The organism is Jatrophihabitans telluris (assembly GCF_023516435.1).
GTDB classification, from domain to species: domain Bacteria; phylum Actinomycetota; class Actinomycetes; order Mycobacteriales; family Jatrophihabitantaceae; genus Jatrophihabitans_A; species Jatrophihabitans_A telluris.
Genome location: NZ_CP097332.1, coordinates 2087946 through 2113806, shown reverse-complemented (window position 1 = coordinate 2113806; position 25861 = coordinate 2087946). Strand labels below are relative to the sequence as shown.

General features: G+C 68.6%; 23 protein-coding genes. 11 read left to right on the top strand and 12 right to left on the bottom strand.

The window, feature by feature from the left end; all coding sequences use genetic code 11:
- Positions 1–207: 207 nt before the first annotated feature.
- Genes M6D93_RS09880 through M6D93_RS09865 form a run of 4 tightly spaced genes read left to right on the top strand, consistent with a single transcriptional unit; the run spans position 208 to position 5030 of the window.
- Positions 208–897 (top strand): hypothetical protein, encoded by a 690-nt coding sequence (locus M6D93_RS09880; protein WP_249768958.1) that lies wholly within the window; start codon positions 208–210, stop codon positions 895–897.
- Between the two features lie 2 nt (positions 898–899).
- Positions 900–1616 (top strand): ABC transporter ATP-binding protein, encoded by a 717-nt coding sequence (locus M6D93_RS09875; RefSeq protein ID WP_249768957.1) that lies wholly within the window; start codon positions 900–902, stop codon positions 1614–1616.
- The gene (locus tag M6D93_RS09870; protein WP_249768956.1) at positions 1609–2346 is read left to right on the top strand and encodes an ABC transporter ATP-binding protein; all 738 of its coding nucleotides are present in this window, start codon (positions 1609–1611) and stop codon (positions 2344–2346) included. Before M6D93_RS09875 ends, M6D93_RS09870 begins: the two co-directional genes overlap by 8 nt.
- A gap of 20 nt (positions 2347–2366) precedes the next feature.
- Positions 2367–5030, top strand: a complete 2664-nt coding sequence (locus M6D93_RS09865; RefSeq protein WP_347343605.1) for an ABC transporter permease — start codon at positions 2367–2369, stop codon at positions 5028–5030.
- A 19-nt stretch (positions 5031–5049) separates the two neighbouring features.
- On the opposite strand, the gene M6D93_RS09860 is transcribed toward M6D93_RS09865, so the two are convergent.
- The 3 genes from M6D93_RS09860 to M6D93_RS09850 all read right to left on the bottom strand — a co-directional run bounded on the left by M6D93_RS09860 (position 5050) and on the right by M6D93_RS09850 (position 7565).
- Positions 5050–5742, bottom strand: a complete 693-nt coding sequence (locus M6D93_RS09860) for a response regulator transcription factor (protein ID WP_249768954.1) — start codon at positions 5740–5742, stop codon at positions 5050–5052.
- Positions 5743–5849: 107 nt separating this feature from the next.
- Positions 5850–7298: a ferredoxin reductase family protein gene (locus tag M6D93_RS09855; RefSeq protein WP_249768953.1), complete on the bottom strand. Its 1449-nt coding sequence runs from the start codon at positions 7296–7298 to the stop codon at positions 5850–5852.
- 6 nt (positions 7299–7304) lie between these two features.
- A complete protein-coding gene (locus tag M6D93_RS09850) occupies positions 7305–7565 on the bottom strand; it encodes a hypothetical protein (protein ID WP_249768952.1) in 261 nt (86 codons plus the stop codon).
- A gap of 228 nt (positions 7566–7793) precedes the next feature.
- Here M6D93_RS09850 and M6D93_RS09845 point away from each other — a divergent pair, with 228 nt between their 5' ends.
- Entirely contained in the window at positions 7794–8510 is a 717-nt protein-coding gene (locus M6D93_RS09845; RefSeq protein WP_249768951.1) for a response regulator transcription factor, read from the top strand.
- Positions 8510–10153 (top strand): sensor histidine kinase, encoded by a 1644-nt coding sequence (locus M6D93_RS09840; RefSeq protein WP_249768950.1) that lies wholly within the window; start codon positions 8510–8512, stop codon positions 10151–10153. The genes M6D93_RS09845 and M6D93_RS09840 overlap by 1 nt, the downstream gene beginning before the upstream one ends.
- 100 nt (positions 10154–10253) lie before the next feature.
- Here M6D93_RS09840 and M6D93_RS09835 read toward each other — a convergent pair whose 3' ends face one another.
- From M6D93_RS09835 to M6D93_RS09820, 4 genes are all read right to left on the bottom strand, one after another.
- Positions 10254–10763: a hypothetical protein gene (locus M6D93_RS09835; protein ID WP_249768948.1), complete on the bottom strand. Its 510-nt coding sequence runs from the start codon at positions 10761–10763 to the stop codon at positions 10254–10256.
- Between the two features lie 81 nt (positions 10764–10844).
- Positions 10845–12191: a HAMP domain-containing sensor histidine kinase gene (locus tag M6D93_RS09830; RefSeq protein WP_249768946.1), complete on the bottom strand. Its 1347-nt coding sequence runs from the start codon at positions 12189–12191 to the stop codon at positions 10845–10847.
- The gene (locus M6D93_RS09825; RefSeq protein WP_249768945.1) at positions 12188–12877 is read right to left on the bottom strand and encodes a response regulator transcription factor; all 690 of its coding nucleotides are present in this window, start codon (positions 12875–12877) and stop codon (positions 12188–12190) included. Before M6D93_RS09825 ends, M6D93_RS09830 begins: the two co-directional genes overlap by 4 nt.
- A gap of 64 nt (positions 12878–12941) precedes the next feature.
- Positions 12942–14114 carry a lysylphosphatidylglycerol synthase transmembrane domain-containing protein gene (locus tag M6D93_RS09820; protein ID WP_249768943.1) on the bottom strand — a complete coding sequence of 391 codons (1173 nt, stop codon included), beginning with the start codon at positions 14112–14114 and terminating at the stop codon, positions 12942–12944.
- A 174-nt stretch (positions 14115–14288) separates the two neighbouring features.
- Here M6D93_RS09820 and M6D93_RS09815 point away from each other — a divergent pair, with 174 nt between their 5' ends.
- Both M6D93_RS09815 and M6D93_RS09810 read left to right on the top strand, forming a co-directional pair.
- Positions 14289–16034, top strand: a complete 1746-nt coding sequence (locus tag M6D93_RS09815) for a tetratricopeptide repeat-containing diguanylate cyclase (protein ID WP_249768941.1) — start codon at positions 14289–14291, stop codon at positions 16032–16034.
- A gap of 15 nt (positions 16035–16049) precedes the next feature.
- Entirely contained in the window at positions 16050–17696 is a 1647-nt protein-coding gene (locus M6D93_RS09810) for a sensor domain-containing phosphodiesterase (protein ID WP_249774173.1), read from the top strand.
- Between the two features lie 83 nt (positions 17697–17779).
- On the opposite strand, the gene M6D93_RS09805 is transcribed toward M6D93_RS09810, so the two are convergent.
- The 3 genes from M6D93_RS09805 to M6D93_RS09795 form a co-directional block, all read right to left on the bottom strand.
- Positions 17780–18652 (bottom strand): carbohydrate ABC transporter permease, encoded by an 873-nt coding sequence (locus tag M6D93_RS09805; RefSeq protein ID WP_249774172.1) that lies wholly within the window; start codon positions 18650–18652, stop codon positions 17780–17782.
- Positions 18649–19575, bottom strand: a complete 927-nt coding sequence (locus M6D93_RS09800; protein ID WP_249774171.1) for a carbohydrate ABC transporter permease — start codon at positions 19573–19575, stop codon at positions 18649–18651. The genes M6D93_RS09805 and M6D93_RS09800 overlap by 4 nt, the downstream gene beginning before the upstream one ends.
- Positions 19576–19643: 68 nt before the next feature.
- Positions 19644–20951, bottom strand: a complete 1308-nt coding sequence (locus M6D93_RS09795) for an ABC transporter substrate-binding protein (RefSeq protein ID WP_249774170.1) — start codon at positions 20949–20951, stop codon at positions 19644–19646.
- Positions 20952–21242: 291 nt separating this feature from the next.
- Here M6D93_RS09795 and M6D93_RS09790 point away from each other — a divergent pair, with 291 nt between their 5' ends.
- Positions 21243–22010: a DeoR/GlpR family DNA-binding transcription regulator gene (locus tag M6D93_RS09790; protein WP_249774169.1), complete on the top strand. Its 768-nt coding sequence runs from the start codon at positions 21243–21245 to the stop codon at positions 22008–22010.
- Here M6D93_RS09790 and melA read toward each other — a convergent pair whose 3' ends face one another.
- Positions 22011–23330, bottom strand: a complete 1320-nt coding sequence (gene melA / locus M6D93_RS09785) for an alpha-galactosidase (RefSeq protein WP_249774168.1) — start codon at positions 23328–23330, stop codon at positions 22011–22013. It lies immediately after the preceding gene.
- Positions 23331–23426: 96 nt separating this feature from the next.
- Between melA and M6D93_RS09780 the strand changes: the two genes are divergently transcribed.
- Together M6D93_RS09780 and M6D93_RS09775 are read left to right on the top strand one after the other, a co-directional pair.
- Positions 23427–24422 carry a carbohydrate kinase family protein gene (locus M6D93_RS09780; protein ID WP_249774167.1) on the top strand — a complete coding sequence of 332 codons (996 nt, stop codon included), beginning with the start codon at positions 23427–23429 and terminating at the stop codon, positions 24420–24422.
- On the top strand, positions 24419–25297 hold the full coding sequence (locus M6D93_RS09775) for an SIS domain-containing protein (RefSeq protein ID WP_249774166.1): 879 nt from the start codon (positions 24419–24421) through the stop codon (positions 25295–25297). The genes M6D93_RS09780 and M6D93_RS09775 overlap by 4 nt, the downstream gene beginning before the upstream one ends.
- Before the next feature lie 45 nt (positions 25298–25342).
- Here M6D93_RS09775 and M6D93_RS09770 read toward each other — a convergent pair whose 3' ends face one another.
- Positions 25343–25816 (bottom strand): MarR family winged helix-turn-helix transcriptional regulator, encoded by a 474-nt coding sequence (locus M6D93_RS09770; RefSeq protein WP_249774165.1) that lies wholly within the window; start codon positions 25814–25816, stop codon positions 25343–25345.
- Positions 25817–25861 lie beyond the last annotated feature (45 nt).

Below are 25861 nucleotides of genomic sequence, written 5' to 3'. Positions count from 1 at the left end.
GCGTCCTCCCTTCGGTTGGGTCAAGCCGAGCCGAGCCGAGCCGGGTCAGTCGAGTCTGGCATCCGACGTCACCGCATCCGCGGCCACCGTGCAGGTTTTGCCCTCCGTTAACCCTGCCCGTGCCCTCCGCTGGCCGAGGCCCCCTTAGCGTCGGGTTCGTTGCGGGATTGGCGCGTGTTTGCGCGCGGGAAGCTACGGAGGCACCTGATGAAGCGACTGAACTGCGGCCGCGGACACCGGCTCGGGACGGTATGTGCGACGGCCCTGACGATCGCGGTTTCTGCGGCCCTCGTCGCGGGCTGCGGCTCGAACGCCAAGACCGCTGCGCCGACCGCGGGAATCTCCGGATCAACGGCGGGGTCGGCATCCGCTGCGGGATCGAGCCCGGCCGGCGGAAATACTTCAACGGCACCGGCTGCGAAGGAATCCAACCCCGCCGGCGACATCCCTGACAACCAGGCCTTCGTGACCTACCGCGACGCTACGGCTCGGTTCTCGGTGAACGTGCCCGAGGGCTGGGCGCAGACCAGCGACGCGGGCGCGGCGCTGTTCAGCGACAAGTACAACAGCATCCGCATCCAGACGAAGAAGATGCAGTCCGCCCCGACCAGCGCGTCGGTGAGCGCCGATGACCTTCCGGCGATAGCCGCTGCCAGCAAGGGTTACCTCGCGGGACACGTCACGACCGTCGATCGAAAAGCGGGACGGGCGGTGCTGGCGACCTATCAGGCCAATTCGCTCCCCAACCAGGTGACCGGCAAGTACGCCGTGGAGGCTGTCGAGCGGTACGCGTTCTTCCGAGCCGGTCAGGAGGTCATCCTCACGCTGTCGGCGCCGGTCGGCTCGGACAATGTCGACCCGTGGCGGATCGTGACCGACTCGCTGCGGTGGCTCTAACCATGAGCATGCTCAGCACTCCGACCTCAGCTCCGGCGAGTGGAACCGATCAGGTCGCTGCTCTGAACGCGACGACGCTGTACCGATTCTTTCGTGCTGGAGATGAGGAAACCCTTGCGCTCAAGGGCGTAAGTCTCACGGTGGCCGCGGGCGAATTCGTGGTCGTGGCCGGCCCGTCCGGGTCCGGCAAGTCGACGCTGCTGTCTTGTCTGGCCGGCCTGGACGAGCCCGACGGCGGTTCGGTCCTGGTCAACGGTTCCCGCCTGAGCCACCAGTCCGAGCCGCGTCGGGCGCGTGCCCGGGCCGAATCGATCGGACTGCTGTTGCAGTCCTCCAACTTGTTCGACCATCTCACCGTCACCCAGAACGTCGTGCTCGCGCAACGGCTGCTTGGCGCCTCGCGCCCGGTGGACGCGTCCGAACTGATCGCTTCGCTGGGCCTGGCGACCCGGGCGCATGCTCGACCGGACGAGCTGTCCGGGGGCGAACTGGCCCGAGCCGGCCTGGCGGTGGCCCTGGCCAACGATCCCGCCGTACTACTCGCCGATGAACCGACCGGCGAACTCGACCACGTTACGGAAGCTCAGGTGCTGCAACTGCTGTCGGTTCGAGCGGCCGTGGGCCTTGCCATCGTGGTCGCCAGTCACAGCCCGGCTGTCGCGGCGGCAGCCGATCGCGTCGTCCACCTCGTCGATGGAAAGGTCACTCCAGATGCGTGAGGCGCCCTCCCCCACGCGGGTACCCGAATGGGTCGCGGCCGACCGCGCCAACCAGCCCGTTGTGCACTGCGAAAACCTGTCCCGGACGTACGGCAGCGGCAGCCGATCGGTCGTTGCCGTCCACGACGTCAGCGCCACCATCGAGCTCGGCGCCCGGGTCGCCCTCACCGGACCTTCCGGGTCCGGCAAGACAACCCTGCTTCATCTGTTTGCCGGGTTGGACAGTGCCACCGGCGGCACGATCCACTGGCCTGCCCTGGGCGGTCATCCATTGGCGGAGCCGGGACGGGTCGGCATGGTCTTCCAAGGACCGAGCCTGCTTCCTGCCCTGTCCGTCGCCGAGAACGTGGCGCTGCCCCTTCAACTGGCCGGCGCGAGCACAAAAACGTCGTTGCCCGCGGCGATGGAATCCCTGCGGCTGCTGGGAATCTCCGGCTTGGCGACGAGCCTTCCTGAGCAGATCTCGGGCGGTCAGGCCCAGCGGGTCGCGATCGCACGAGCACTCGTCAGCCAACCCCGGCTGATGTTGGCCGACGAGCCGACCGGCCAACTGGACCACGCCACCGCGGCCCTCGTGCTGGACGTTCTCCTCCAGGCGTGCGACGCGCTCGGCGCCGCGTTGGTGATCTCCACCCATGATCCGGTCATCTCCGCCCGGCTCGAGCAGCGCTGGACGATGTCCGACGGCGTACTGCTCGGCAACAGCGGGACCTTCGGAGGCGCACAATGACCGCGATCACGCAGAGCAGGATGCTTGCGACCTGGCTGCTGGGCCTGCTACGTCGGCAGCCTCTGCGCTTGTTGTCCAGCGCGGTCGGGATTGCTGTCGCCGTCGCGTTGCTGGCCAGTCTCGGCACGTTCCTGGCCCACTCCAAGGCGACCATGACCAGCCGGGCGGTGCGCTCGGTGGCCGTCGACTGGCAGGTCCAGGTACAGCGGGGCGCGGACGCGAATGCGGTGGCCACCGCCGTCCGGAACGCGAGTGGAACCAGGGTTGCGCTACCGGTCGGCTACGGCCACACCGATGGGCTGACCGCCAGCACGGCGGGAAGCACCCAACGCACCGGCCCAGGCGTCGTGCTGGGGCTTCCGGCGCAGTACGCGGCCACGTTTCCGGGCGAGTTACGCACCCTCACCGGCGCCGGGGACGGGGTTCTGCTGGCTCAGCAGACCGCGAGCAATTTGCACGCCGCGCCGGGCGACCGGGTGCTCATCGGCCGCGCCGGCCTGCGAGCGGTAGCGGTCACGGTCGCCGGCGTGGTCGACCTGCCGCAGGCCGACTCGTTGTTCCAGACCGTCGGCGCACCCGTCGGCGCGCAGCCCACCGCACCACCTGACAACGTGATGCTGTTACCGCAGGACCTGTGGCATCGGGTCTTCGATCCGCTCAGCGCCACGCGGCCGGACCTGGTCAGCACCCAGGTGCACGCGGCCCGCCTGCACGACCGGTTGCCGCATGACCCGGCGGCCGCCTATTCGACGACCACCGGCGCTGCCCACAACCTGGAAGCCTCCACTGCCGGCGCCGCGCAGGTCGGCGACAATCTCGGCGCCGCGCTGGCCGCCGCCCGCGGCGATGCCGCCTACGCTCAGGTTCTGTTCCTCTTCCTCGGCATACCCGGTGCGGTCCTGGCGGGCCTGCTCACCTCGACCGTGGCCTCGGCGGGTGCGGTCCGGCGACGAAGGGAGCAATCCCTGCTGCGGGTACGCGGCGCCAGCGAGCGGCAACTGTTCGCCCTGCTCCTGCTGGAGGTCGCCGTCATCGCCGTTGCCGGCTGCGCCCTCGGCCTCGCTGCTGCCGCCGCGGTCGGACGGATCGCCTTCGGGTCGGCAAGCTTCGGGACCGACACCGGGCAGGCCCTCGTCTGGACGGCGATCGCCACGGCCGCCGGCCTGATCATCGCCGCGACCGCCATCCTGCTTCCGGCCCGCCGCGATGCCCGCGCGGTCACGGTCAATGCCGGGCGTGCGGTGATCGGCGCGACGCGCTACCCGTGGTGGGCGCGCGGCGGAGTCGATGTGCTCGCGCTGATCGGTGCCGGGCTGGTTTTCACCGCCACCAGCAGGAACGGCTACCAATTGGTGCTTGCACCGGAGGGCGTACCTACTATCTCGGTCTCGTACTGGGCTTTCGCGGGCCCGGCCCTGCTCTGGCTCGGGGCGGGCGTTCTGCTCTGGCGACTGAGCGATCTCGCGCTCGGACGCGGGCGCCGGTTGCTGTCGCGGGTCCTGCGCCCGCTGGCCGGGTCGGTCGCGCCGGCTGTGGCCGCCGGCATGTCCCGGCAACGCCGACCGCTCATCCGCGGCGGGGTCGTGCTCGCGCTGGCCTTGACGTTCGCGGTGTCGACGGCCACGTTCAACCAGACGTATCGCGCGCAGGCCGAAGCCGATGCGCAGCTGACCAACGGGGCCGACGTGACCGTGACCGAACCGCCGGGCAGCGCCGGCGGACCGCAGGCGGCGACGTCCCTGGCGGCGATTGCCGGGGTACGGCACGTCGAGGCGGTTCAGCACCGCTTCGCCTATGTCGGGACCGACCTGCAGGATCTGTACGGAGTCAACCCCGCCAGCATCCGCCAGGCAACCGCCCTGCAGGACTCCTACTTCAGCGGCGGGACCGCCGCCGCCCTGATGAACACGCTGGCCACACGGCCGGATTCGATCCTGGTCTCGGCCGAAACGGTCAAGGATTACCAGCTCGCCCTGGGTGACACGGTGAACCTGCGTCTCATCGACAGCCGGACGCAGCAACGTATCGCCGTTGCCTTCCACTACGTGGGCGTCGTGTCCGAATTCCCGACCGCACCGAAGGACAGCTTCTTCGTGGCGAACGCGCAATACGTCGCGGCCAAGACCGCAAGCAACGCGACGGGCACCTTCCTGCTCGACACCGGTGGTCACAACCAGCACGCGGTCGCCAAGCGCGTACAGCAGAGCCTGGGCACCTCAGCCACCGTCACCGACATCACCACGGTGCGCAAGCAGGTGGGGTCGAGCCTCACCTCGGTGGACCTGGCGGGGCTGAGCCGCGTAGAACTGGGCTTCGCGCTGACCATCGCGGTCGCCGCCGCCGGACTCGTGCTAGGCCTGAGCATCGCTGAACGCCGGCGCAATCTGGCCATCCTCAGTGCGCTGGGCGCGCGGCCACGCCAGCTGCGTTCCTTCATCGCCAGTGAGGCGTTGGTGCTCGTCGTCGTCGGGACACTGGGCAGCGTCGTCACCGGATGGGTGTTGTCCCACATGCTGGTCACGGTGCTGACCGGCGTGTTCGATCCGCCGCCCTCGGTGCTGGCGGTGCCGTGGACCTACCTGGTCACCACCGGGCTGCTCACCCTCGCTGCCCTCGTCGTGGTCACCGGCGTCAGCAGCCGGATGAGTCGACGACCAGCAGTCGCCCAGCTTCGACGGCTCTGAGGCGGAATGCCTCGGGTGCTCAGGCCTGCTCCGGCTCGCTCTGCAGTCGATAACCGCGGCCACGCAACGTGACTACGGTGGGCGCGTCAGCCGAACAGCCGGCCAGATGCCGGCGCAGCGCCGCGATGTGGACATCCAACGTCTTCGTCGAACCGAACCAGTTCTCGTCCCACACCTCTGCCATCAGAGTCTCCCGCGACACCACCTGACCAGGATCGGCAGCGAGCCGGGCAAGCAGGTCGAACTCCTTTGCGCGCAGGGACAGTTCGCGATCGGCGATCCACGCTCGGCGCGCGTCGACGTCCACCCGCAAGCCGCCGACCCGACGCACCGTCGAGTGCGACGGGGCCGGAGTGGAACGGCGAAGATGAGCACGGACCCGGGCCAGTAGCTCGGCCAGCCGGACGGGCTTGAGCAGATAGTCGTCGGCACCGGCCTCCAAGCCGAGTACGACGTCGATCTCCGCATCACGGGCGGTGACGATGACGATCACCGCGCTCGGGCAGCGGTCCCGGACGTGCCGGCACACCGCAACACCGTCGAGATCCGGCAGCCCCAGGTCGAGCAGCACCAGGTCCGGTTCCTGCTCGGCTGAGCGCAGGGCTGAAGCGCCATCGGTCACCCAGCAGACCTCATAGCCCTGCGCGACCAGGGCACCGTGCACCGCCCGGCCGATCACCTCGTCGTCCTCGACCAGCAGGATCTCCGTCATCGCAGACCATGCTGCCGTGTCGAACATGTGGACGCCATGTCCGTCCCGAGCGTGCGGGCCGGGCAATCAACCTCGCCCGGACGGGTCGGCCGAGCCGGGAGAGTCGCTCAGAAGTCGAACCGTTCCTCGTGCAGCTGATCCGCCGGCAGTCCGGCCGCCTTGAGCGAGCGCCTCACAGTGGCCGAAAAGCCCGGTGGCCCGCACAGGTAGACGTCCCGCTCGGGCAGGTCAGGGACGAGGTGACCGAACAGCTCCGCCGACAGCGGACCGATCTGGTCCCCGAGCAGGTAATGGACCCGCGCGCCCGATCGCGCCGCGAGGGCCTCCAGCTCCGGACCGAAGATCACCTCGGCCCGGCTACGGGCGCGATAGAGCAGCAGCAGGTCCTGTCCGGGCGCCAGGGGCATCGTTTCGAAGAGGGCCCGCATCGGCGTGATCCCGACGCCGGCAGCCAGCAGCAGCACGTGGCGCCTCGTCCGGCGCGCGGCGGTGATCGCACCGTACGGTCCTTCGGCCAGCACCCAGGTCCCCGGCTCCAGGCGCTGAAGCGCCGTACTGCCATCCCCGAGCGCCTTGACCGTCAACCGCAGCTGGGTCGAGGTCGGCGCGGCCGACAGGGAGAACGGGTGCGCTGTCTTCCACAGGTCCGGGGTGAGAAAGCGCCAGCGGAAAAACTGCCCGGACTCCGCCTGCAACAGCTGCAGGTCCACGCCTTCGACGACTACGGAGACCACCCCCGGCGCTTGCTGAACGACCGACTGCACCCGCAGCCGGTGCCGGGTCGCGTTACGCAGGGGCGTCAACAGGCGGTGTTGAGCGACAAGCGTGAACACCGAGGTGTAGAGCAGCGCCCAGGCCACCTGCAGGATGCGGTGACCGGCCAGGTCCGGGCCTCCCAGTTGGTGCAGAAACCCCAGCGCCACCGCGACATACACAAGCAGGTGAACGGTGTGCCAGGCCTCGTGGGAGACGCGGCGGCGGGCGGCCCGCACGGACAGAACGGCAACCAGAAGGAACAACGCGGTCGCGACCGTGGCGGCGATCAGGCCCGGCAGCCTGAGCACATGCCAGGCGGCCGGCCAGAAACTCTCGGCGCGTGAGTTACGCCAGACCATCACGGCCGCCCACGCGTGCACGAGGATGGCCAGCACGACACCGCGGCCCGCGCGGCTGTGCCAGCGTGCGAGGCGATCGGCGCCGACGCCGCGCTCCAGGGCGGGCGTCCGCGACATCAGGCCGACCAGGACGACCACTCCGTAGCCGGCCAGCATCCCGCAGACGTGAGCAAGCACGACCATCGCCTGCACTGGTTGCGGCCCGCGCAGGGCCAGCCAGATCGGCCAGCCCGTGACGGCCGCCGCACCGGCGGCCAGGACGGTGAGCAGGTCGTCCGGGCGCACACCCGTCCGCCGCGGTGACAGCGTCGGCCGCCCGGCAGGCATGCCAGTCGTTTGGGCGGTTGACTGCGCGGGCGACTGGGCGCTCGACTGCCCGGCCGACTGCGCGGCCGGCAGGGGCACGGGACGTCGGCCGAGGTCAGGCAGCAGGTCGGTCATGGCGACTCACCGTCCACCGAGGATGGTGGCAGGCGGTGCGGCCGGTAGCACGGAGGGCGCCACCACCGGCTGCGCCGGGGCGACCGGAGACGTGGCCGGTGCGGTCAGTCCCAGCCACAACGCGGTCAGACCCGCCAGCAACGGCAGGAGAACCCTGCTCGGGGCGCGCCGGCGCCGGGCAGCGTGCGCGGCACTCGGGCGACCGGGCTGCGGGTGAGCTGGCTGCTGGTGAGCAGGTGGACCGGGAAGCGTTCTCGACGTGCTCATCCATCCGTTGTCCCGTCCGGACCTGGGACGTCGCTGCCGTCTGCCTGCATGTTTCCTGCCAGCGGCCCCGGCCGGCGGTTTCGGGACCCGCCGCCAGTCGGTGGCGGTCGGTGGGCTGTACAGGAAACTCCCAGGCCACGTTCAGGTGTCCGAGTCCGCCGTGCAGGACACTGGCCGGGTGGACACAGTGTGCCGTTGCGGCAGATACCCAGGCTCCGGAGCGCCCCGGTGAGCAACTCGAGCACCGAACGGCCTCCGGAGGCGCGACTGCTGGTCGTAGAGGACGACGCGAATATCGTGGAGCTCCTCTCGGCGAGCCTGCGCTTTGCCGGCTTCGAGGTGTCGACGGCGACCGACGGCTTCCAAGCCCTTCGCCTGGCCCGGGAACAACGTCCGGACGTGGTGATTCTCGACGTCATGATCCCGGGGCTCGACGGCTTCGAGGTCGTCCGCCGGATGGGCTCAGAAGGTCTGCGCTGCCCGGTCCTCTTCCTGACCGCGCGCGATTCCACCGAGGACAAGGTGACCGGCCTGACCATCGGCGGCGACGACTACGTCACCAAACCATTCAGCCTCGATGAAGTACTCGCCCGCATCCGGGTGATCCTGCGTCGCAGCGCGATCGGGACCGCGAATCAGCCCTCGGCACGGCTGTGCTTTGCCGACATCGAACTCGACGACGAGACCCACGAGGTCTTCAAGGACGGCGATCACGTCAGCTTGTCCCCGACCGAGTTCAATCTGCTGCGGTATTTCATGGAGAACCCCGGCCGCGTGTTGAGCAAGGCCCAGATTCTCGACCACGTCTGGAACTACGACTTCGGTGGTGAGGCGAACGTCGTCGAGTCCTACGTGTCCTACCTTCGGCGCAAGGTCGACACGAGCGAACCCAGGCTGCTGCAGACCCTTCGCGGGGTGGGCTATGTCCTGCGAGTCCCCCGGTAGTGACACCGACCCGGGTCGCCGCCCCCGAAGCCGGCCTCCCGCGGCGAACGCCCGTCCCCGGTGCGCTCGCCCGGATGCCCTTGCGGGTCAAGCTGATCGCGACGGTGTTGCTCCTGGTGACGCTGACGTTGGTGGGTTCCGGTGCGGTTGGTGTGACCACGATGCGGTCCTACCTGCTCGGACGCGTCGACTCCCAACTGCGGGCCGTGGCCCAGCACCCATCGGCGGACCTGCCGATAGCGGGCTCGGCCGCCGGCACGAGCGCGTCCCAGCAGAACGGCAACGACTCCGGCGGCGATCATCATCGACTGCCCAGCGCGTTCGTGCTCGAAGTGACCGACAGCAAAGGGGCGATCACCTACGGCCCGACCAGCGATCTGATCGACCCGAGCGAACCGCTGCCCGAACTGCCCCGGCTGACCGGTGCCCACAGTGCCGCGCGTGGTAGCCAGACCTTCTCCACCGGAGCCGTCACCGGCAGCGGGCAGTGGCAGGTTCTGATTCGGCCCGTCACTCTCACCGACGGCAGCCAGGGCACGTTGCTCGTGGCGCAAAGCCTCGGTGACGTGCAGCAGACGATCGACCGGTTGTCGGTCCTGCTGGCCATGATCGGTGCCGTGGCGGTCGTGATCGTGGCCGGCGTCGGGTACCTGATCGTGCGGGCGAGCCTGCGGCCGTTGCGCCAGGTCGAACACACCGCCGCTGCGATCGCCGCGGGTGATCTGGCCCGGCGCGTGCCGACGGCTCACCCGGCGACCGAGGTCGGCCAGTTGTCTGCGGCCCTGAACACCATGCTCACGGAAATCGAGACGGCGTTCGCCGCACGCGAGGCCTCGGCCGCCTCGGCCCGGCGTTCCGAGCAGCAGATGCGCGCCTCGGAGGCAGCGGCGCGCGAATCCGAGCAGCGGATGCGGAGGTTTGTCGCCGACGCAAGCCACGAGCTGCGCACTCCCCTGACGTCCATCCGGGGCTTCGCCGAGCTGTACCGGCAGGGCGCCGCACCGTCGCCGCCCGAGGTGCAGCGGCTGATGGGGCGCATCGAGGACGAGGCCAAACGGATGGGTCTGCTCGTGGAGGACCTGCTCATGCTGGCGAGGCTGGACCAGCAGCGTCCGCTGGCCCGCACGCCGGTCGACCTGCTGGCGCTTGCCGCCGACGCCGTGCACGACGCCCAGGCGGTCAACCCCGCTCATATCGTCCGGCTCGAGCTCGGCGCTACCGACCCGCCGCCGATCGTCACCGGCGACGAGCCCCGATTGCGGCAGATCCTGGCCAACCTGTTGGGCAACGCCGTTCAGCACACTCCAGCCGGAACGGCGATCACGGTTTCCTTGTCCACGGTACCGGCCACCGCCGCCGCCAGCCCCGATGCCGACGGCGATATGCCCGCTGGCGCAAGGGTGATCCTCGCCGTCGCCGACGACGGACCAGGGCTGAGCGAGCACGACGCCGCGCACATCTTCGAGCGGTTCTATCGCACCGACCGGTCGCGCTCCCGCAACGACGGGGGAACCGGTCTCGGGCTGTCGATCGTGGCAGCACTCGTGGCCGGGCACGGCGGGACGGTTTCGGTGCGCAGTGACCACGGCGCGTGCTTTCTGATCGAACTCCCCCTCGCCGAGGTGAGGGCCCCCTCGGCGTAGGCGCGCCGCCGCCGCACATCAGACGTGCCGCCGACGCACATCACAGTGGCCTCCACCGCACACTCGCGGTGGAGGCCACTGTCAGGGAGCGATCGAACGATCAGCCGCCGGCGTTGTCCTTGCCGCCGGTCGGACGGTTCAGACTCTCGGTGCCGCTGTGCAGCTTGTCGATCGTCTTGACGTTGTTCACGGTGTCCACGCTGAAGGTCACCGCGTCACCGACCACGAGCTTGCTCAGGCTCGACTCGCCGTTCTTGTCGATGTCACTGCTCGAGGAGACCGCGTACTGCACGGTCCCGGTCGAGGTCTTGATCGTGACCGAGGACGAGCCGACGGCGGTTACGGTGCCGGACAGGTCCAGTCCGCCGCCGTGATGCTCGGTGGCCTCGCTGGTGCTCGACGTCGAACCGGAGGACGAGCTGGACGAGCTGGAGGACGAGGGGCTGGTGCTCGGCGTTGCGGCGTTCGACAGCGCGGTCGCGCCGATGATGGCGCCGGCCACGGCTCCCACACCGACCAGGCCGGCTGCGGCGATCAGGCCGCGCTTGCGGCGCGGCGTCTGCGGGTACGCCGACGACGGTGCCGGCGGCGGGGTCCATTCGGGGTTCATCAACACTCCTTGTTCGTGCCGGTTAGCCGCGGCTGCGACCCGGTCAATGACCAGAGTGCGGCAGGCAGACAAGGCCTCGGTTCAGGAAGGGTTAAAGCCGGGTTGGAGTGTGGGCGCCGGCGGCAGCCACAGCCCGACGTCGGCGCCACCATCGGGATGGTTGGCGGCGAACACGCTTCCTCCCGCCCGCTGGGCCAGGTCCAGAACCATCGACAGGCCGAGTCCGGACCCGGGCAGTTGACGAGCGCGGTCCGAGCGATAGAACCGGTCGAACACCCTGGGCACGTCGGCGACGTCGAGACCGGGTCCGTGGTCGCGTACGGAGATGCGCCCCCGGTCCACGCTCACCTCGACCGCCGACCCGTCGGGGCTGAACTTGATCGCGTTGTCGAGCAGGTTCGCCAGCGCACGTTCCAGCTGGCCGGGTACCGCGAAGACCACGGACTCGTCGGCCCGCACGGTGATCGCGCGTCCACTGCGGCGGCGGGCGCGTTCGATGACCGGCCCGACCACCTCCGCCACCGTCAGGTACTGCGGCTTCGCCTGCCCGGCACCGCCGAGGCTGAGCTCGACCAGCTCGTTGACCAGGGATGTCAACTCGCGAGTTTCCCCTTGCAGATCCGAGACGATCGAGCGTTGCTGGTCGGCGTCCAGGCCGGGATGGCGGGCCAGGACATCCAGGTTGGTCCGCAGACTCGTCAGCGGGGTCCGCAGTTCGTGACCGGCGTCCTGCACCAACCGCCGTTGAGCCAGTTGCGACCGGTCAAGGGCAGCCAGCATCCGGTTGAATGCCCGAGCGACCTGGCCGGTCTCATCGTTTCCGCCCGCCTCGATGGTGACGTCGAGGTTGCCGGTCTGTCCGACGAGCCCGGCCGCGGCCGCGAGCTCGCGCAGACGACGGGTGATCTGGCGAGAGACCAGCCACCCGCAGATCGCCGCCCCGAGGATGACTGCCACTGCGGCTATGAGGATGCGCAGTCGCAGCGCCGAGAGCACCCCGCGGCTTTCGGCCAGCGGTCTGAGCACCTGCACCGCACCGTGCTCGCCGGGCACCGTGAGCATCCGGTACGGACGTCCGGCGATCGTCACATCGCGGTAGACATCACCGGTACGCCCTGACGCCACCGCTGTATCGGTCGCGGTCACCGGCACCGCCAGTCCGCCCGGCGCGCTCAGGACCGAGCCGTCGGCGCTGATCTGCTGGACGAGGACGGTCTGCAACTGCACCGCGGCATGCCCGTCGGGCGCACGGTCATGACCTCCACCACCGGTCTGGGCCACGGCGTAGGACGCGACGTCGCGCAGGGACGTGTCGATCTCGCTACGCAGCCGGTCGGCCGTCGAGAGGTAGGACAGTGTCCCGATCGCGGCCGTTGCCAGCGCCGACAACACGATCAGGGCAACGGTGACCTTGGTCCGCAGGGTCACGGCACACGCACCGTGTAGCCGACGCCACGAACGGTATGGATCAGCTTCACCGATTCCTCCGCGTCGACCTTGCGCCGCAGGTAACTGATGTAGACCGTCAGGTTCTTCGATTCCGGCCCGAAGTCATAGCTCCAGATGCGTTCGTAGATGGTGGCGTGGGCGAGCACGACGCCCTCGTTGCGCATCAGCAGCTCGAGCAGATCGAACTCCGTGCGCGACAAGCCGATCTCCCGCGACCCACGCCAGGCCCGGCGTGAGGCCAGATCCAACCGCAGGTCGGCCACCGCGAGTTCGGTGCCCGGAGCCGCCAACGCGGCGCGCGAGGAGGCACTGCGGCGCAGCAGCGCGCGCATCCGGGCGAGCAACTCCACGAGCTCGAACGGCTTGAGCACATAGTCGTCGGCGCCGGCGTCGAGGCCGGAGACCCGGTCGGCGGTCTCGGTGCGCGCCGTCACGATCAAGATCGGGACGTCGTTGCCTTGTCCGCGCAGGACCTTGCACACCGTCAGCCCGTCGACGCCGGGCATCATGACATCGAGCAGGAGCAGATCCGCCTCCGCCGCGCGGACCAGGGCGGCCGCCCCGTCGGCCACCGCGTCCACCTCGTAACCCTCCAGACGCAGGGCTCGGGTGATGGACTCGCGAATCGCTCGGTCGTCCTCGGCTACCAGCACCCGGTCGGTCATAGCAGCATCGTCGCGCAAGCGGGCAAGAATTCGGTTTGAACCACGCCCGGCCATCGGTGATCGGCTACAGCGCGCCGCGGCGACGCAGCCGGCGCAGAGCGAGCAAGCCTGCCGCGGGCGGCAGCCAGAACGTCAGGATCCGATAGGCGATGACCACCTGGACGGCTGGCCCGGCGGGGCTGCCGGCAGTCATCAGCACCGCGACCAGAGCGGCTTCGGTAGAGCCGACGCCGGCCGGGAGGGGCACCGCGTTGCCGGCGGCCGCCCCGAACATGAAGCCGACCAACAGCGCCCCGAGCCCCGCTGTGGACGAGGAACCCGGAATCATCGCCACGCTGGCCGCGAAGGCGAAGGCCAAAATGAGCGTGGTTGCCCCTGATGCCGCCAGCAACAGGCTCAAGCGCGCGGGCGAGTGCAACAGATCGCTGACCGGCGACCATGACCGCCGGGCGACGCCGGCAATCCGAGGTCCCCACACGGCCCGGGTGAGCACCGCACCCCCAGCGATCGCGGCAACGACGAGCCATGTCCAGCGCGAGTGCAGCGGGCTGATCGCGCCCGACGCGGTGGCGGCCAGGACGCCGATCTCGTTGGCGGCGCCCGCCAGCCCGAGCGATGGTCCGACGAGCACGAGCAGGCCCAGCACAGCGATGTCGGCGACGGCGCCCAGCACGCCGAGGGCAGCGACGGCGCCGAGGGCCCCGGCGGCCGGAAGGCCCCGGCGGCTGAAGTAGCGAGCATTGGTCGCCGAGCCGCCCAGCCCCGCCGCGCTGATGCGGTTGGCGGCCGATGCCGCCAGCTGCACCAACATCGTCTCGGCCAGCGGCAACCGCAGACCCGCCGCGGCACGGGCCGCGACAGCGGTGGCTGCGTAGTGCAGTGCCGCCAGGGCCGCCACCACAGCGGTGAACTGCCAGCGCCACCGGAGCAGGTGTGAGCCGGCGCTCTGCAGGAGTGCCCACAGGTCGCTGCCGCCGTCCGGGTCGGCGGCCCGCACACTGATCAGGGCGGACAGGCCGAGTAGCACGGCGGCCAACGGCGTGAGCCAGGCCGGCGCTCGGCGCCGAGCCGCGGTCCAGCGCCAGTGCGCGGCATGGCGTCGGCCCGGCCCGGCGGCGGTTTCACCGATGAGGCCGGCATCGCCCCGGTCCGTCGCAGCCTCAGCTCGGCCGCCGACGGCGTCTGCGAAAGCAGTTGTCCAATCGGCCTGCGCGGGGGCGGGCGCCAGTGTTTCCATTGCTACAGAAAAGACGGTGACACTCCGGACTGGCTGAAGGTTTCCTGCCCGTTTGCTGTGAGCCCGGCGAGCGGCAAGGAGCCGTGAGGCTGCATACTCACGCCAGCAGGCCTGAGAAATGGCTCAGCTCGTAGGCTCGGCCGCCGATAACTGACGAAACGGGAGGATGTGCGAATGGCAGCGGTCGGGGACCAGCCACTCTTTGGCGCGGATCTGGCGACGCTGATGTCGGAGATCCACGAAGCGGCCGGTCGCGGCGACTTCCGTTCCGGCCTGAGTCTGTGCGACCTCGCCGAACCTCGCGCCGCGGCAGCCGGTGACGCCGTTGGTCAGGCCAGAGTGCTGCGCGAACGTGCTCGCCTGCTCACCTGGTCCGGCGACCTCGAACAAGCCATTGCCGCCTGCGAGGACGGCCGAGAGCTTTTGCGCGAACACGATGCCGATGAAATCTGGTGCGAGCTGGCCATCGCTCAGGCTTTCGCGCTGACCGGGCTGGGCCTGGGTGAGGAAGCCATGGAGCTGCTCACTTCGGCGCGCACGATCGCCCAGGCCCTGCGCCATCGCGAACTGTTGTTCTGGGTACACAACCGCACCGGGTTCGCCTACGACTCATTCGGTGAGCACGAGTCGGCCCGTGATCTGTTGAAATACGCACTGTCGTTTTCCGACGCGGTCGACAAGCAGGGCCGGTGGTCGATTCTCACCAACCTGGTCAACAACGCGATGTCGCTGGTACCCGAACTTCGCGGTGCGGGGCGCGAGGACGAAGCCGCCGGTGTCCTGGCCGAGTCGCTGGAGCACGCCGCCGAGGCCGTGACCTACTGCGAGATCCAGGACCGCTGCTACGAGCTGTGCCTGAGCCTGGGCAATCTCGGCGCGATCCAGCAGCTGTCCGGGGCCGCCGAGCAAGCCCTGGCGACGCTGGAGAAGTCCCACGAACTCGCGGTCAAGCACGACTACCGGCCCTTACAGATGTCGGCGCGTCAGCACATGCCCGCCGCGCTGCTGGACCAGGGGCGGTTGGACGACGCCATCGAACTGCTCACCGACGTGCTGGCCGAGTCGGTCGAACTCGGCGAGTTGCTGGTACAGGTCGACGTCCTCGAGGAACTCGCCGCCCTCTACGAGCGCAACGGTGAACTACGCAAGGCGCTGGCGTGCTTTCGTTCCTTTCACGACGCCGAGAAACAGCTTCGTCACGGTCGCGCTTCGACCCGGGCACGGCTGTTGGCCCACCAGGCCCAGCTCGAACAGGCCCGCAACGAGGCCGCCGACGCGCTCGCCCGAAACGAGCGGCTGCTGCAGGACAAGCAGGCCTTGCTGGAGCAGACGGCGACCTTGGAGCGCCACGCTCAGACCGACGCGCTCACCGGGCTGGCCAACCGCCGCTACCTGGACCTGGCGCTGCCCGCCATGCACCAGCAGGCACATTCACAGAAGAGTTCGCTCTGGATCGCGCTGCTGGATCTCGATCACTTCAAGCAGGTCAACGATTCGCTCGGGCACCCCTCCGGCGACCGGGTCCTGGTGCGTATCGCCGAGCTGCTGCGCGCGGTGTGCCGTCCCGATGACCTGATCGCCCGCTACGGCGGCGAGGAGTTCCTGGTGGCGATGCTCGACGTCGACACCGACACCGCGTGGCGGATCTGCGAGCGACTTCGACGCCGCGTGCAGGACGAGGAGTGGTCGACGATTGCGCCGGGGCTGACCGTGACGGTGAGCATCGGGCTCAGCCCCGACGTCCACGACACCTACACCGAGGCTGTCTACGCCGCGGATCGCCAGCTGTACCGGGCGAAGGATTCCGGCCGCAACCAGATCGCCTCCGAGACCGCGCGTCCGGCCATTGCGCCCGCTGGATGGTTGAATGAACGTCCAGAGATTCAGGAAGCTTCTGAACCTGCCGATCCGAAGCGGTGATCGAAAGGTTTGTCGGTGTCAAATCCAGCAACAGCCAGGCCTGAGCCCGAACGCTCGGCCTTGCCAGGACCCGCGGGTGAGGAGTCGCCGTGGCCACCAGGTCCAGCGGCCCCGGCGATCGGCTTCAACCGCTTCGCCCTGCCCTCCGCCCGCGACGTCATGGCGGCGCGGCTGCGCAGAGCTCTGGACTGCGACGAGCTGACCGTCAGTTACCAGCCTCTGGTCGAGCTTCCGTCCACCCGCGTCATCGGTGCCGAAGCCCTGGCCCGCTGGACCGACGCCGAGCTCGGCATCGTGCCTCCTGATGAGTTCATCGCCGTGGCCGAGGCGGAGGGGCTGATCGGTCGGCTGGGGCGCTGGGTCATGCTGCGGGCCTGCCTGGAAGCCACCGGCTGGCTCGCCGATGTCGACGGCAGACTCCCTACCGTCACAGTGAACCTCTCGGCCGTTCAGTTGGATGACGCCACCGTCGTCGAGGACGTCCGGCACGCTCTCGCGGTGTCAGGTCTGCGACCGGATCGGCTCTGCCTGGAGGTGACCGAGACCGCCGCGATCGCGAACCTCGAACAGTGCGCGCAGCGGCTGAAGGGCCTCAAGGCTCTCGGGGTTCGGCTCGCACTCGACGACTACGGCACCGGGCATTCGTCCATCACGATGCTGCGCCGGTTGCCTTTCGACATCGTCAAGATCGACCGCTCCTTCGTCGACCGGATCACCGCCGACGCGCTGGACGCGGTGCTCGTACGCCTCATCATCGACACCGCCCACAGCCTGGGCCTGCGCGTGTGCGCCGAAGGGGTCGAGGACGAGGAGCAAGCCCGGCAGCTGATCGCGATGGGCGCCGACAGTGCCCAGGGCTGGTTGTTCGGAAAGCCGGAACCAGCCTCGCACGCGCTGCTCGCGCGACTGGGCAACCGCCTCGGGCAGGTGCGCGTCGACGAGTCGATCGAACCCAAGCTCGTCCTCGGCGGTACCGAGGAGCTGATCATCGTCGCCACGTCCGACTACACGATCCGCTACATCTCGGCCTCGGCCAAGGCGATGCTCGGCTACGCGCCGAGTGAGGCGATCGGTCAGTCGGTGGCCGATTTTCTGGAGTCCTCGCAGCTGAGCCAACCAGCGCCGGGCAGCGCCGGGCCGGGCAGCGCTGCGCCGGGCGAACTCGGCAACGGCCAGTACAAGCTGCGCCACAAGGACGGCTCCCACCGTTGGCTCGATTCCAAGGCACAGTCGGTCAGCCGGGACGGCGGCGACATCCTGCTGATCGCCCGCGACGTCACGGCCGCGGTGGAGGCACAACGTGCGGTGACCGAGAGCGAGGCGAAGTTCCGTGAGGCCTTCGACGGTGCGCCGATCGGCATGGCGATCAACCGGCTCGACGGGACCTTCCTCGACGTCAACCACGCACTGGCCGAGTTGCTGGGGTACACCCGCAGCCAGATCCTCGGCTCGCGGGTCTCCGAGCTCACCCACCCGGACGATCGTGGCGCCGATGTCGCCAACACCCAGGATCTCCTCGACGGGACCGTGCGGCGGGTGTCGGTCGACAAGCGTTACCTGCACGCAGACGGATCCGCGTTACCGGTCCGCGTGCTCGCCTCGATCGTCACCGACGACGAGTCCGGTCTGGCCTATATCGTCGCCCACATCCAGCCGCGGTAACGAGCGGCGGACGGGCCCGGACGAGCGGTAGACGGGCCCGGACGGGCTGTGGGCGGGACGGAGCAGGGCCACCGTATCCGGGACTACTTGATCCCGGTGTTGGCGATCGAACTGACGAAGTAGCGCTGCCCGGCCAGGAACAGCGCCAGCACCGGCAATTGGCTCAACAGGGTGCCCGCCATCAGCACCGGCCAGTTGGTGAAGTGCGCGCTCTGGAAGGTGGCCAGTCCGATCTGAACGGTCATGGTCGACGGCGACGAGGTCACCACCAGCGGCCAGAGAAAGTCGTTCCACACCGACAGGAACGTCAGCACCGCGACTGTGCTCAACGGCGGGCCCATCAGCGGCAGCAGGATCCGGCTGAGCAGCCGCCAGCGGCTTGCCCCGTCGATCAGTGCGGCCTCCTCCAGTTCGACCGGCAGGCTCAGGAAGAACTGGCGCAGCAGGTAGATGCCGAACGGGGTGACCAGGTTCGGAGCGATCAGAGCCGGCAACGAGTCGACCAGACCCAGGTGTTTGACGATGAGCAGCGTGGGGATCATCACCACCTGGAACGGAACCATCAACGTAGCCAGAATCGCCGCGAAGACCAGGCGACTTCCCGCGAACCGGATCCGGGCGAAGGCGTAGCCGGCCATGCTGCACAGCACGAGATTGCTGATCACGCAGGTCAGCGAGACGATGGCGCTGTTGAGCAGCCAGTGCGCGAACGGCGATTCCGCCCACGCCTGGCGGTAGTTGCCCCAGTGCAACGAGGACGGCAGTCCCGGCGGGAAGCGACGCGTCTCCTCGAGGGTGGACAAGCTCGTGAGCAGCATCCAGATGAGCGGCACCAGCATGACCAGCGCGAGTGGCACCAGCAGCAGATGCCAGCCGGACGGTCGGCGCGACCGGACGCCCGCTCCGGTCCGGGGGCGGCCGGCGCGGCGTGCCGGGGTGGTGTCGCCGGCGGTCATCGCCCTGCTCCGGTCGGGTTGGCGTCCCGGGTAAGCCGCAGCTGGATCGCCGTGACGATGGCGATCACGACGAACAGCACGCAAGCGATCGCCGCTGCGTAACCGGCGTGGAAGAAGGTGAACGCCTGCTGGTAGAGGTAGTAGACGACGACCGTCGTCGAGTGCAGGGGGCCACCCTTGGTGGTCACGTAGACCTCGTCGAACAGCTGGAGCGAGTTGATGGTCAACCACACAAGTAGGAATGCCGACACCGGCCGGAGCAGCGGCACCTGGATCCGCCAGAACGCGCCCAGTCGTGTGCAGCCGTCGATCGCGGCCGCCTCGAGCAGGTCGCCGGGCACTGACTGCAGCCCGGCGAGGAAGATCAGCGCGCCGAAGCCCACCCAGCCCCACACCGTCATCGCCACGACCGCGAACAGTGCTCCGTGCGGTGAGGAGAAGAAGCCGAAGGTGGGCAGTCCCAGCTTGCCCAATACCGCGTTGACCAGGCCGAACTCGGGGTCGAGCAGCCAGCTGAAGATGACGCCCGTGGCTACGGTCGAGGTCACGACCGGCACGAAGACCGCCAGCCGGTAGACGCTCATGCCGCGAACGCGCCGGTTCAGTGCGGCCGCAACCAGCAGGGACAGCAGCAGGGTGAGGGGCACGAACAACACCGTGTAGACCACGGTGTGCCGGACGGAGTCGGTGAACACCGGATCGTGGGCCAGCTGACGATAGTTGCGCAGTCCGACCCATTGAGCCGGCGTCTGCAGGTCGTTGCGCTGGAAGGAGAGCAGGAAGGACCACCCCACCGGCACGATCCCGAAGAGCCCGATCAGCAGCACGCTCGGGGTCACCATCAGCCACGCCGTGACCTGGTCGCCTCGCCGCACTCGGTTCTGTCGGCGGGGGTCGCGTTCCGAACCCGGGAACAGCCTCATCGAACGAGACGAACCGCGTCGCACGGTTGGGATCACCGGCTTGGCCGCGACCGCCGGTTCGGCATCGGTCACTGGCCGGCCAGCGCGCTCGTCACCTGATCCCGCGCCGCGTCGAGGGCCTGCTGGGGCGGCTTCTGTCCGAGCAGCACCGACTGAACCATCTGGGCGATCGCGGTGGACACCTCGGCGTAGGCGGCAATGTTGGGACGGACATGCTTGACGTTGTCGAGATTGTCGACGAAGACCTTGTCGCCCGGGAACTTGGTGAGGAACTTGCTGTAGTCCGGCAGGCTCGTCTCGGACTTGCGCAGCGGCAGGTCGCCCGTGGCGATGGCGAACTCCAGGTGCACCGGCGCGGAGGTCAACCACTGGATGAACTGCACCGCCACGTCGGCACGGTGGCTGGAATGGTCGAAGGCCAGGTACAGGTCCGGACCGGAGATCGTTTCGTGATTGCCGTTGTAGCCCGGCAGATAGGCCACCCCGTAGTCGATGTCGGCGTTGATGCTGGACAGATCCCACGGGCCGGTCCAGAGCATCGCGATCTTGCCGCTGTTGAAGAGGTTGGCGTAGTTTCCGTTGCCACTGTCGAGGTAAACGGATTTGTCCGTCACTGCCATGTCGCGCAGCTGCGTGAGGGCCGCCAGGCCTGCCGGCGAGTCGAAGACAGGCTTGCTGTTGTCCGAGCTGAGCAGGTCACCGCCGGCTTGCCAGAGCATCGCGAGGTAGCGCCAGACGGTGTCCTCGCTGCCGTCGTTGATGTAGGACCAGCCGTAGGTGTGGGTGGCCGAATCGGTGAGCTTGGCCGCCGCCGCACGAAATTGCGGCCAGGTCCAACTGTTGGTCGGCGCGGCGATGCCGGCCGCGGCGAATAGCTTCTTGTTGTAGACAAGGCTGAGGTTGTCGACCAGCGCCGGTATACCCACGACCTTGCCCCCGACGGTCGCGGCGTCACGCTCTGAGGGATAGAAGTCGTTCCAGTTGAACGCCGCCGCCTTCACCGTGCTGGTGAGGTCTACGAGCTTGGGCTGACGGGACAGCTGCGCGGCGGAGGAGCCGAACTCGTAGGCGACATCGGGGTAATTGCCCGCGGTGAACCCGGCCACCGTCTTCTGCAACGCGCCGTCGTTTCCGCCGTTGAAGACGAGAGCGACCTTCGACGTCGGATTCTTGGCGTTCCACTGGCCGACCTGGACGGTCAGCTCCTTCGCTTCGTTGTCGGTGTAGCCGTGTGAGACGGTGATCGTCACCGGGCCGGTCTGGGCCTTGCTGTCCTTGGACTTCGAGCAGGCGGTCACCGACAGCGCGAGGGCGCAGGCGAGGCCGACCGCAAGCACTCGGCGGCTTCTGGACAACCGGCTGGGCGTGGTCCTCATGCGAGCTCCTTCGGCTGGGGCCGGACCGCGGACGATACGGTCCGCCGGATGACAGGGCTGTCCGCGCATATTCGATCGATTCTACTGCTCAGAATTGCACGTTTTCTCGACGGGCGTCAAGAGTTGAACCAGTGTTAAACGGCCGTCACAACCCTATCTGTGTCCGTAGACATCCCCCGCAACGTTGATGAAAAACCATAGGGGCCGCATCGTCGGCGGATCGGGCGACCCTTCGATCTTCGCGTGGCTAGCTCTGGAAATGAACACCGTCGTGCGCGTAACGTGCAGAACATGCGCCAGCAAGATCGACTAGGCCTCATCCTTGAGAACCTCAACACCCAATCGTCGGTCGGTGTGCCGGAGCTGGCCGACCGGCTCGGGGTTTCCCAGGCCTCGATCCGCCGAGACCTGCAACTGCTGCAGGAACAGCAACTGCTGACCCGAACCCACGGTGGGGCGGTCGCCTCGGGAGTGCTGTACGAGCTGCCGATGCGCTATCGCGGGGGCCGCCACCAGCAGGCCAAGCGAGCCATCGCGAAGGTCGCGGTCGAACGGCTCGGCAGTGACGTCGGTTCGGTTGGTCTCAACGGCGGCTCCACCACGACCGAGGTCGCACGGGCCCTGGTCAACCGCTCGTCCCTGCGGGTGGTCACCAACGCCCTGAACATCGCCTCGGACCTGGCGGTGCGTTCCAACATCGACCTGGTCGTCTGTGGTGGCAGCGCGCGCGCCGAGTCCTACGAACTCGTCGGTCCGCTGGCCGAACTGACCCTGGCCAACATCAATATCGACGTGGCCATCATCGGTGTCGACGGCGTCAGTGTCACTGCGGGCCTGACCACGCATCACGAGGTCGAGGCGCAGACCAACCGGGCACTGCTCAAGTCGGCCGAGCGGGTGATCGTGGTGGCCGATTCGTCCAAGCTGGGTCGCCGCGGCTTCGCCCGCATCAGCGATCTGTCCGCCGTGACCGAACTGATCACCGACGACGGCGCGGACCCCGCCGACATCGAGGCACTCCGTCGATCCGGCCTGCAGGTCTACCAGGCCGTGACCTGATCAGAACGTGCCGCTACCGCCCAACTCCACCGGGAGGAAGGACGAGTGGGCGCTCAGCAGCTGACCGACGAGGTCGTCGATCGATTCCAGGCGGATGGACGCCGCCGTGTTGGGATCGATCATCAGCGCGTGCCGTAGATGCGCACGATCGCGCTCGATCATCGCGCGGACGGTCAGGTCTGCCACCGACAGGAACGTCCGGTTCAGCGCGGCACACTGCGGCGGTAGCTGGCCGACCGCCAGTGGATGCGCACCGGCCGCGTCGATGCGGCACGGGACCTCGACCGGCGCACCGAAGGGCAGGTTGTCGATCAGACCGTTGTTGGCGACATTGGCCTGGATGGTGCGAACCGCGCCGGTGAGCAGACTGTGGATCACCTGCGGGGCGTACTCGGCCGCCTCCTCCTCGGGCTCGTGGTACTCCCCCGCCGCGGCCTGGACCATGAGTTGCCGGGTCTCGGCGACATTGGCGGCCGAGATGCCGACGTAGTCGCGAAGCGGAATGCGCAGTCGCTCGATCTCGCGATCGTCGTGGAGATACCACGGGACGTATTCCGACGAGTGCTCGCTGGTCTCGGTCGGGTAGAAACCGAGGCGGCGGTACATGTCGACCCGCACGCGGCGGCGCAACTCCGGATCGCGCTCGATGAGTTCGTCCAGCCGCGGGTACAGGTCCTGCCCCCGGTGTTCCCAGCGCAGCAGCCAGGCCTGGTGGTTCACTCCCGCGCTGTGGAACTCGACCTCGGCGAAGGGGGCTCCGACCAGCTCGCTCAGATCGACGACGGTCCAGTACACCGAGTGGCACAGGCCGAGAACCTTCAGATCCGGAAAGGTGGTGCTGAGATAGCCGATGTTCATGGCCATCGGATTCGTGTAGTTGAGCAGGTAGGCCTGCGGGCAGAGTTCCGCCATGGCACTCGCCAACCGATGCAGGAATCCGAAGGTCCGCAGGCCACGGAAGACCCCGCCGACGCCAAGGGTGTCGGCGATGGTCTGGCGAACTCCGAAACGCTCGGGAATGTCGAAGTCGGCCACCGTCGCGGCATGTCCGCCGATGTTGACCGTGTTGATCACGAAGTCCGCGCCGGACAGGGCCGCACGCAGGTCCGCTTCGGCCCGCACACGCGCGGCGCTCGCGTGGTGGGCGACGGTGATCCTCGCGATGGCCTCGGCCAGTTCCAGTCGCTCGGGGTCGACGTCGTGCAGGACCAGCTCCAGTCCCCCGTCGGTGTCGACCAGCTCCGGGAAATTGAGCAGATCTCTCAACAACTGCCGGGTGAACTCTGCTGATCCGGCGCCGACGAACGTCACGATGGTCACCGCGCCAGCATGGCACTTGTGCGTAAACCGAGCAAGGTCGAGCAGAATTTGTGTTCAGTGTTGGACATTCGCCGATGGCTTGGGCAGACTGGCGCGGTGACCGTGGCAGCAGTGGACGTTCTGGTCGTCGGCGACCTGAACCCTGATCTGCTCGTCACCGGTGACGTAGTTCCCCGCTTCGGACAAGCCGAACAGCTGCTGGACTCGGCGCAACTGCTGATCGGCGGTTCGGCCGGAATCACCGCGCACGGTCTGGCCGTGCTGGGCCGCCGGGTTCGTCTATGTGCCGCGGTCGGAACCGATCCGTTCGGCGACCGAGTCCTGCAGCAACTCGCGGCGCGGGGTGTGGACACGTCTGCTGTGCTGCGCCGCGACGACATCGGTACCGGGTTGACCATGGTGCTCGCGGCGGCCGAACGGGCGATCCTGACCTACCTCGGCGCCATCGCCAGCCTAACCAGCGCGGACGTCCGCGCGGCGATCGAACGGGCGCATGCCGATGGCGCACGGCACGTCCACGTGTGTGCCTACTTCCTGCTGCAGCCTCTGGCCGCCGAACTCGCCACGGTCTTGGCCGGCGCGCGAGAGCTGGGCATGACCACGTCGCTGGATACGAACTTCGATCCGTCCCACCGCTGGCATTTCGATCCGGCGCTGCTGGCACAGCTGGATTACCTGTTGCCCAATGCCGTCGAGGCGCGCGCACTGGCGGCGACGCTCACCGGGGGTCCGGTCGATGACCTCGTTCGTGCCGGGCAGATCCTGGCCGCCCGCGGACCGAACGTGGTCATCAAGGACGGGGCGAACGGCACGTGCGAGTTCTCCCCCGGTTCATCACCAGCACGAGCGGCGGCCGAATGCTCTCTTCGTCGGCAGGCGGCGTATCCGGTCGTGCCGCTGGACACCACCGGCGCCGGGGACACCTTCAACGCCGCCTACCTCGACGGCCTGCTCGCCGCGCTGCCGCCCGAACTACGTCTGCGGCGCGCCAGCCTTGCGGGCGCACTGTCCACCCTGGCGCTCGGCGGCACCGCCGGGCAACCCGATTCCGACCAACTGCGCGACCGCGCCCTGACCGAGGACGTCCGATGAGCTTTGTCGAAAGCGAGATCCACCAGCAGCCCGCGGCCTGGCAACGCGCCGCCGAACTGGCGCCACACGTCAGCGCGATGCTTCCCCGATCCGGCGAACGCGTGGCCGTGGTCGGCTGCGGGACGTCGTGGTTCATGGCCGAGGCGTACGCGCTGCTGCGGGAGAGCGCCGGTGCCGGCGAAACAGATTTCTTCACCGCCACCCACTTTCCCCGGGGCCGACGGTACGACCGCGTCGTCGCGATAAGCCGGTCCGGAACCACGACGGAGATCCTCCAACTCATCGATGAGCTGAGCTGCCCGGTCACCGCTATCACCGCGGACGGCAGCACCCCGATCATCTCCGCCGCCGGCGACACGATCGTGCTCGACTTCGCTGACGAACGATCGGTCGTGCAGACCCTGTTCGCGACCACGACCCTCATGCTGCTGCGTGCACAGCTCGGTCAGGATCTGAGCCCGGTCATCGACCAGGCCAGCGCGGTGCTCGCCGACCCGGCCATACCGGCTGAGCTCGGCTCGGCCGCTCAGTACAGCTTCCTGGGTCAAGGGTGGGCCCACGGGATCGCCAGAGAGGCCGCGCTGAAGATGCGGGAAGCCGCTCAACTGTGGACCGAGGCCTACCCGCAAATGGAATACCGGCACGGCCCCATCTCGATCGCCGAGCCAGGCCGGGCGGTCTGGGTCTACGGCGAGCCGATGCCGGGTCTGCGCGAGGACATCCTTGCCACCGGCGCGAGCCTGCGCACCTCCACGCTCGACCCCGTCGCCGACCTGGTCACTGCGCAGTTGCTGGCCGCGCGCCGGGCCACGCAACTCGGTCTCGATGCCGATCGCCCTCGTCATCTAACCCGGTCGGTGATCCTCCCCGCTTAGGCGGCGCTGATCGGGAAAGTCTGAGCCGTGCTCGCTGGCAGCGGCCTACCGAAGCCGCCGAAAGCCCGGATGCACGCCCGGGGTGAGCCCCTGCGTTTCGGCCACGTGCTGCAGCAGCGCTGACAGCGTCGCACGCTGGGACTCATCCAGCCCCGCCGTCACTGCCCGTTCATGCCGCCGCGCGATCACCGCCAGTGCGCCGAAGGCCTCGCGTCCGGCGTCGGTCAGACGCAGCGCGTTGACCCTGCGATCGTTGGCGTCACGCACCCGCTCGAGCCAACCCCGCTGTTCGAGGTCGTCCACATGAGCGACGAGGCGGCTCGGTGCCAAACCCAGCCGGGCGGCCAGGTCCTGCTGGCTCAGCCCGGGTTCGCTTCGGACCAGGCGCAACAACCCCGCCAGCGGTGGCGTCAGGTCGTGCTCCATCAGCGCGGTCGCGAACAGGTCGCCGGCGTGCGCGCCGAGCTGGGCCAGCAGGAAGGCGATGCCGCCACTGACGGGCGGGTGGTCGGCGGACACTCCGACACCCTATCGCTGGATAATCATTCTGTGCTAGAACGATTA

What these genes read in the sequence shown, in the direction of transcription:
- M6D93_RS09880 (WP_249768958.1), top strand. Translation starts at nt 208, where the DNA reads ATGAAGCGACTGAACTGCGGCCGCGGACACCGGCTCGGGACGGTATGT.
- M6D93_RS09875 (WP_249768957.1), top strand. Translation starts at nt 900, where the DNA reads ATGAGCATGCTCAGCACTCCGACCTCAGCTCCGGCGAGTGGAACCGAT.
- M6D93_RS09870 (WP_249768956.1), top strand. Translation starts at nt 1,609, where the DNA reads ATGCGTGAGGCGCCCTCCCCCACGCGGGTACCCGAATGGGTCGCGGCC.
- M6D93_RS09865 (WP_347343605.1), top strand. Translation starts at nt 2,367, where the DNA reads ATGCTTGCGACCTGGCTGCTGGGCCTGCTACGTCGGCAGCCTCTGCGC.
- M6D93_RS09860 (WP_249768954.1), bottom strand. Translation starts at nt 5,742, where the DNA reads ATGACGGAGATCCTGCTGGTCGAGGACGACGAGGTGATCGGCCGGGCG.
- M6D93_RS09855 (WP_249768953.1), bottom strand. Translation starts at nt 7,298, where the DNA reads ATGACCGACCTGCTGCCTGACCTCGGCCGACGTCCCGTGCCCCTGCCG.
- M6D93_RS09850 (WP_249768952.1), bottom strand. Translation starts at nt 7,565, where the DNA reads ATGAGCACGTCGAGAACGCTTCCCGGTCCACCTGCTCACCAGCAGCCA.
- M6D93_RS09835 (WP_249768948.1), bottom strand. Translation starts at nt 10,763, where the DNA reads ATGAACCCCGAATGGACCCCGCCGCCGGCACCGTCGTCGGCGTACCCG.
- M6D93_RS09825 (WP_249768945.1), bottom strand. Translation starts at nt 12,877, where the DNA reads ATGACCGACCGGGTGCTGGTAGCCGAGGACGACCGAGCGATTCGCGAG.
- M6D93_RS09820 (WP_249768943.1), bottom strand. Translation starts at nt 14,114, where the DNA reads ATGGAAACACTGGCGCCCGCCCCCGCGCAGGCCGATTGGACAACTGCT.
- M6D93_RS09815 (WP_249768941.1), top strand. Translation starts at nt 14,289, where the DNA reads ATGGCAGCGGTCGGGGACCAGCCACTCTTTGGCGCGGATCTGGCGACG.
- M6D93_RS09805 (WP_249774172.1), bottom strand. Translation starts at nt 18,652, where the DNA reads ATGACCGCCGGCGACACCACCCCGGCACGCCGCGCCGGCCGCCCCCGG.
- M6D93_RS09800 (WP_249774171.1), bottom strand. Translation starts at nt 19,575, where the DNA reads ATGAGGCTGTTCCCGGGTTCGGAACGCGACCCCCGCCGACAGAACCGA.
- M6D93_RS09795 (WP_249774170.1), bottom strand. Translation starts at nt 20,951, where the DNA reads ATGAGGACCACGCCCAGCCGGTTGTCCAGAAGCCGCCGAGTGCTTGCG.
- M6D93_RS09790 (WP_249774169.1), top strand. Translation starts at nt 21,243, where the DNA reads ATGCGCCAGCAAGATCGACTAGGCCTCATCCTTGAGAACCTCAACACC.
- M6D93_RS09775 (WP_249774166.1), top strand. Translation starts at nt 24,419, where the DNA reads ATGAGCTTTGTCGAAAGCGAGATCCACCAGCAGCCCGCGGCCTGGCAA.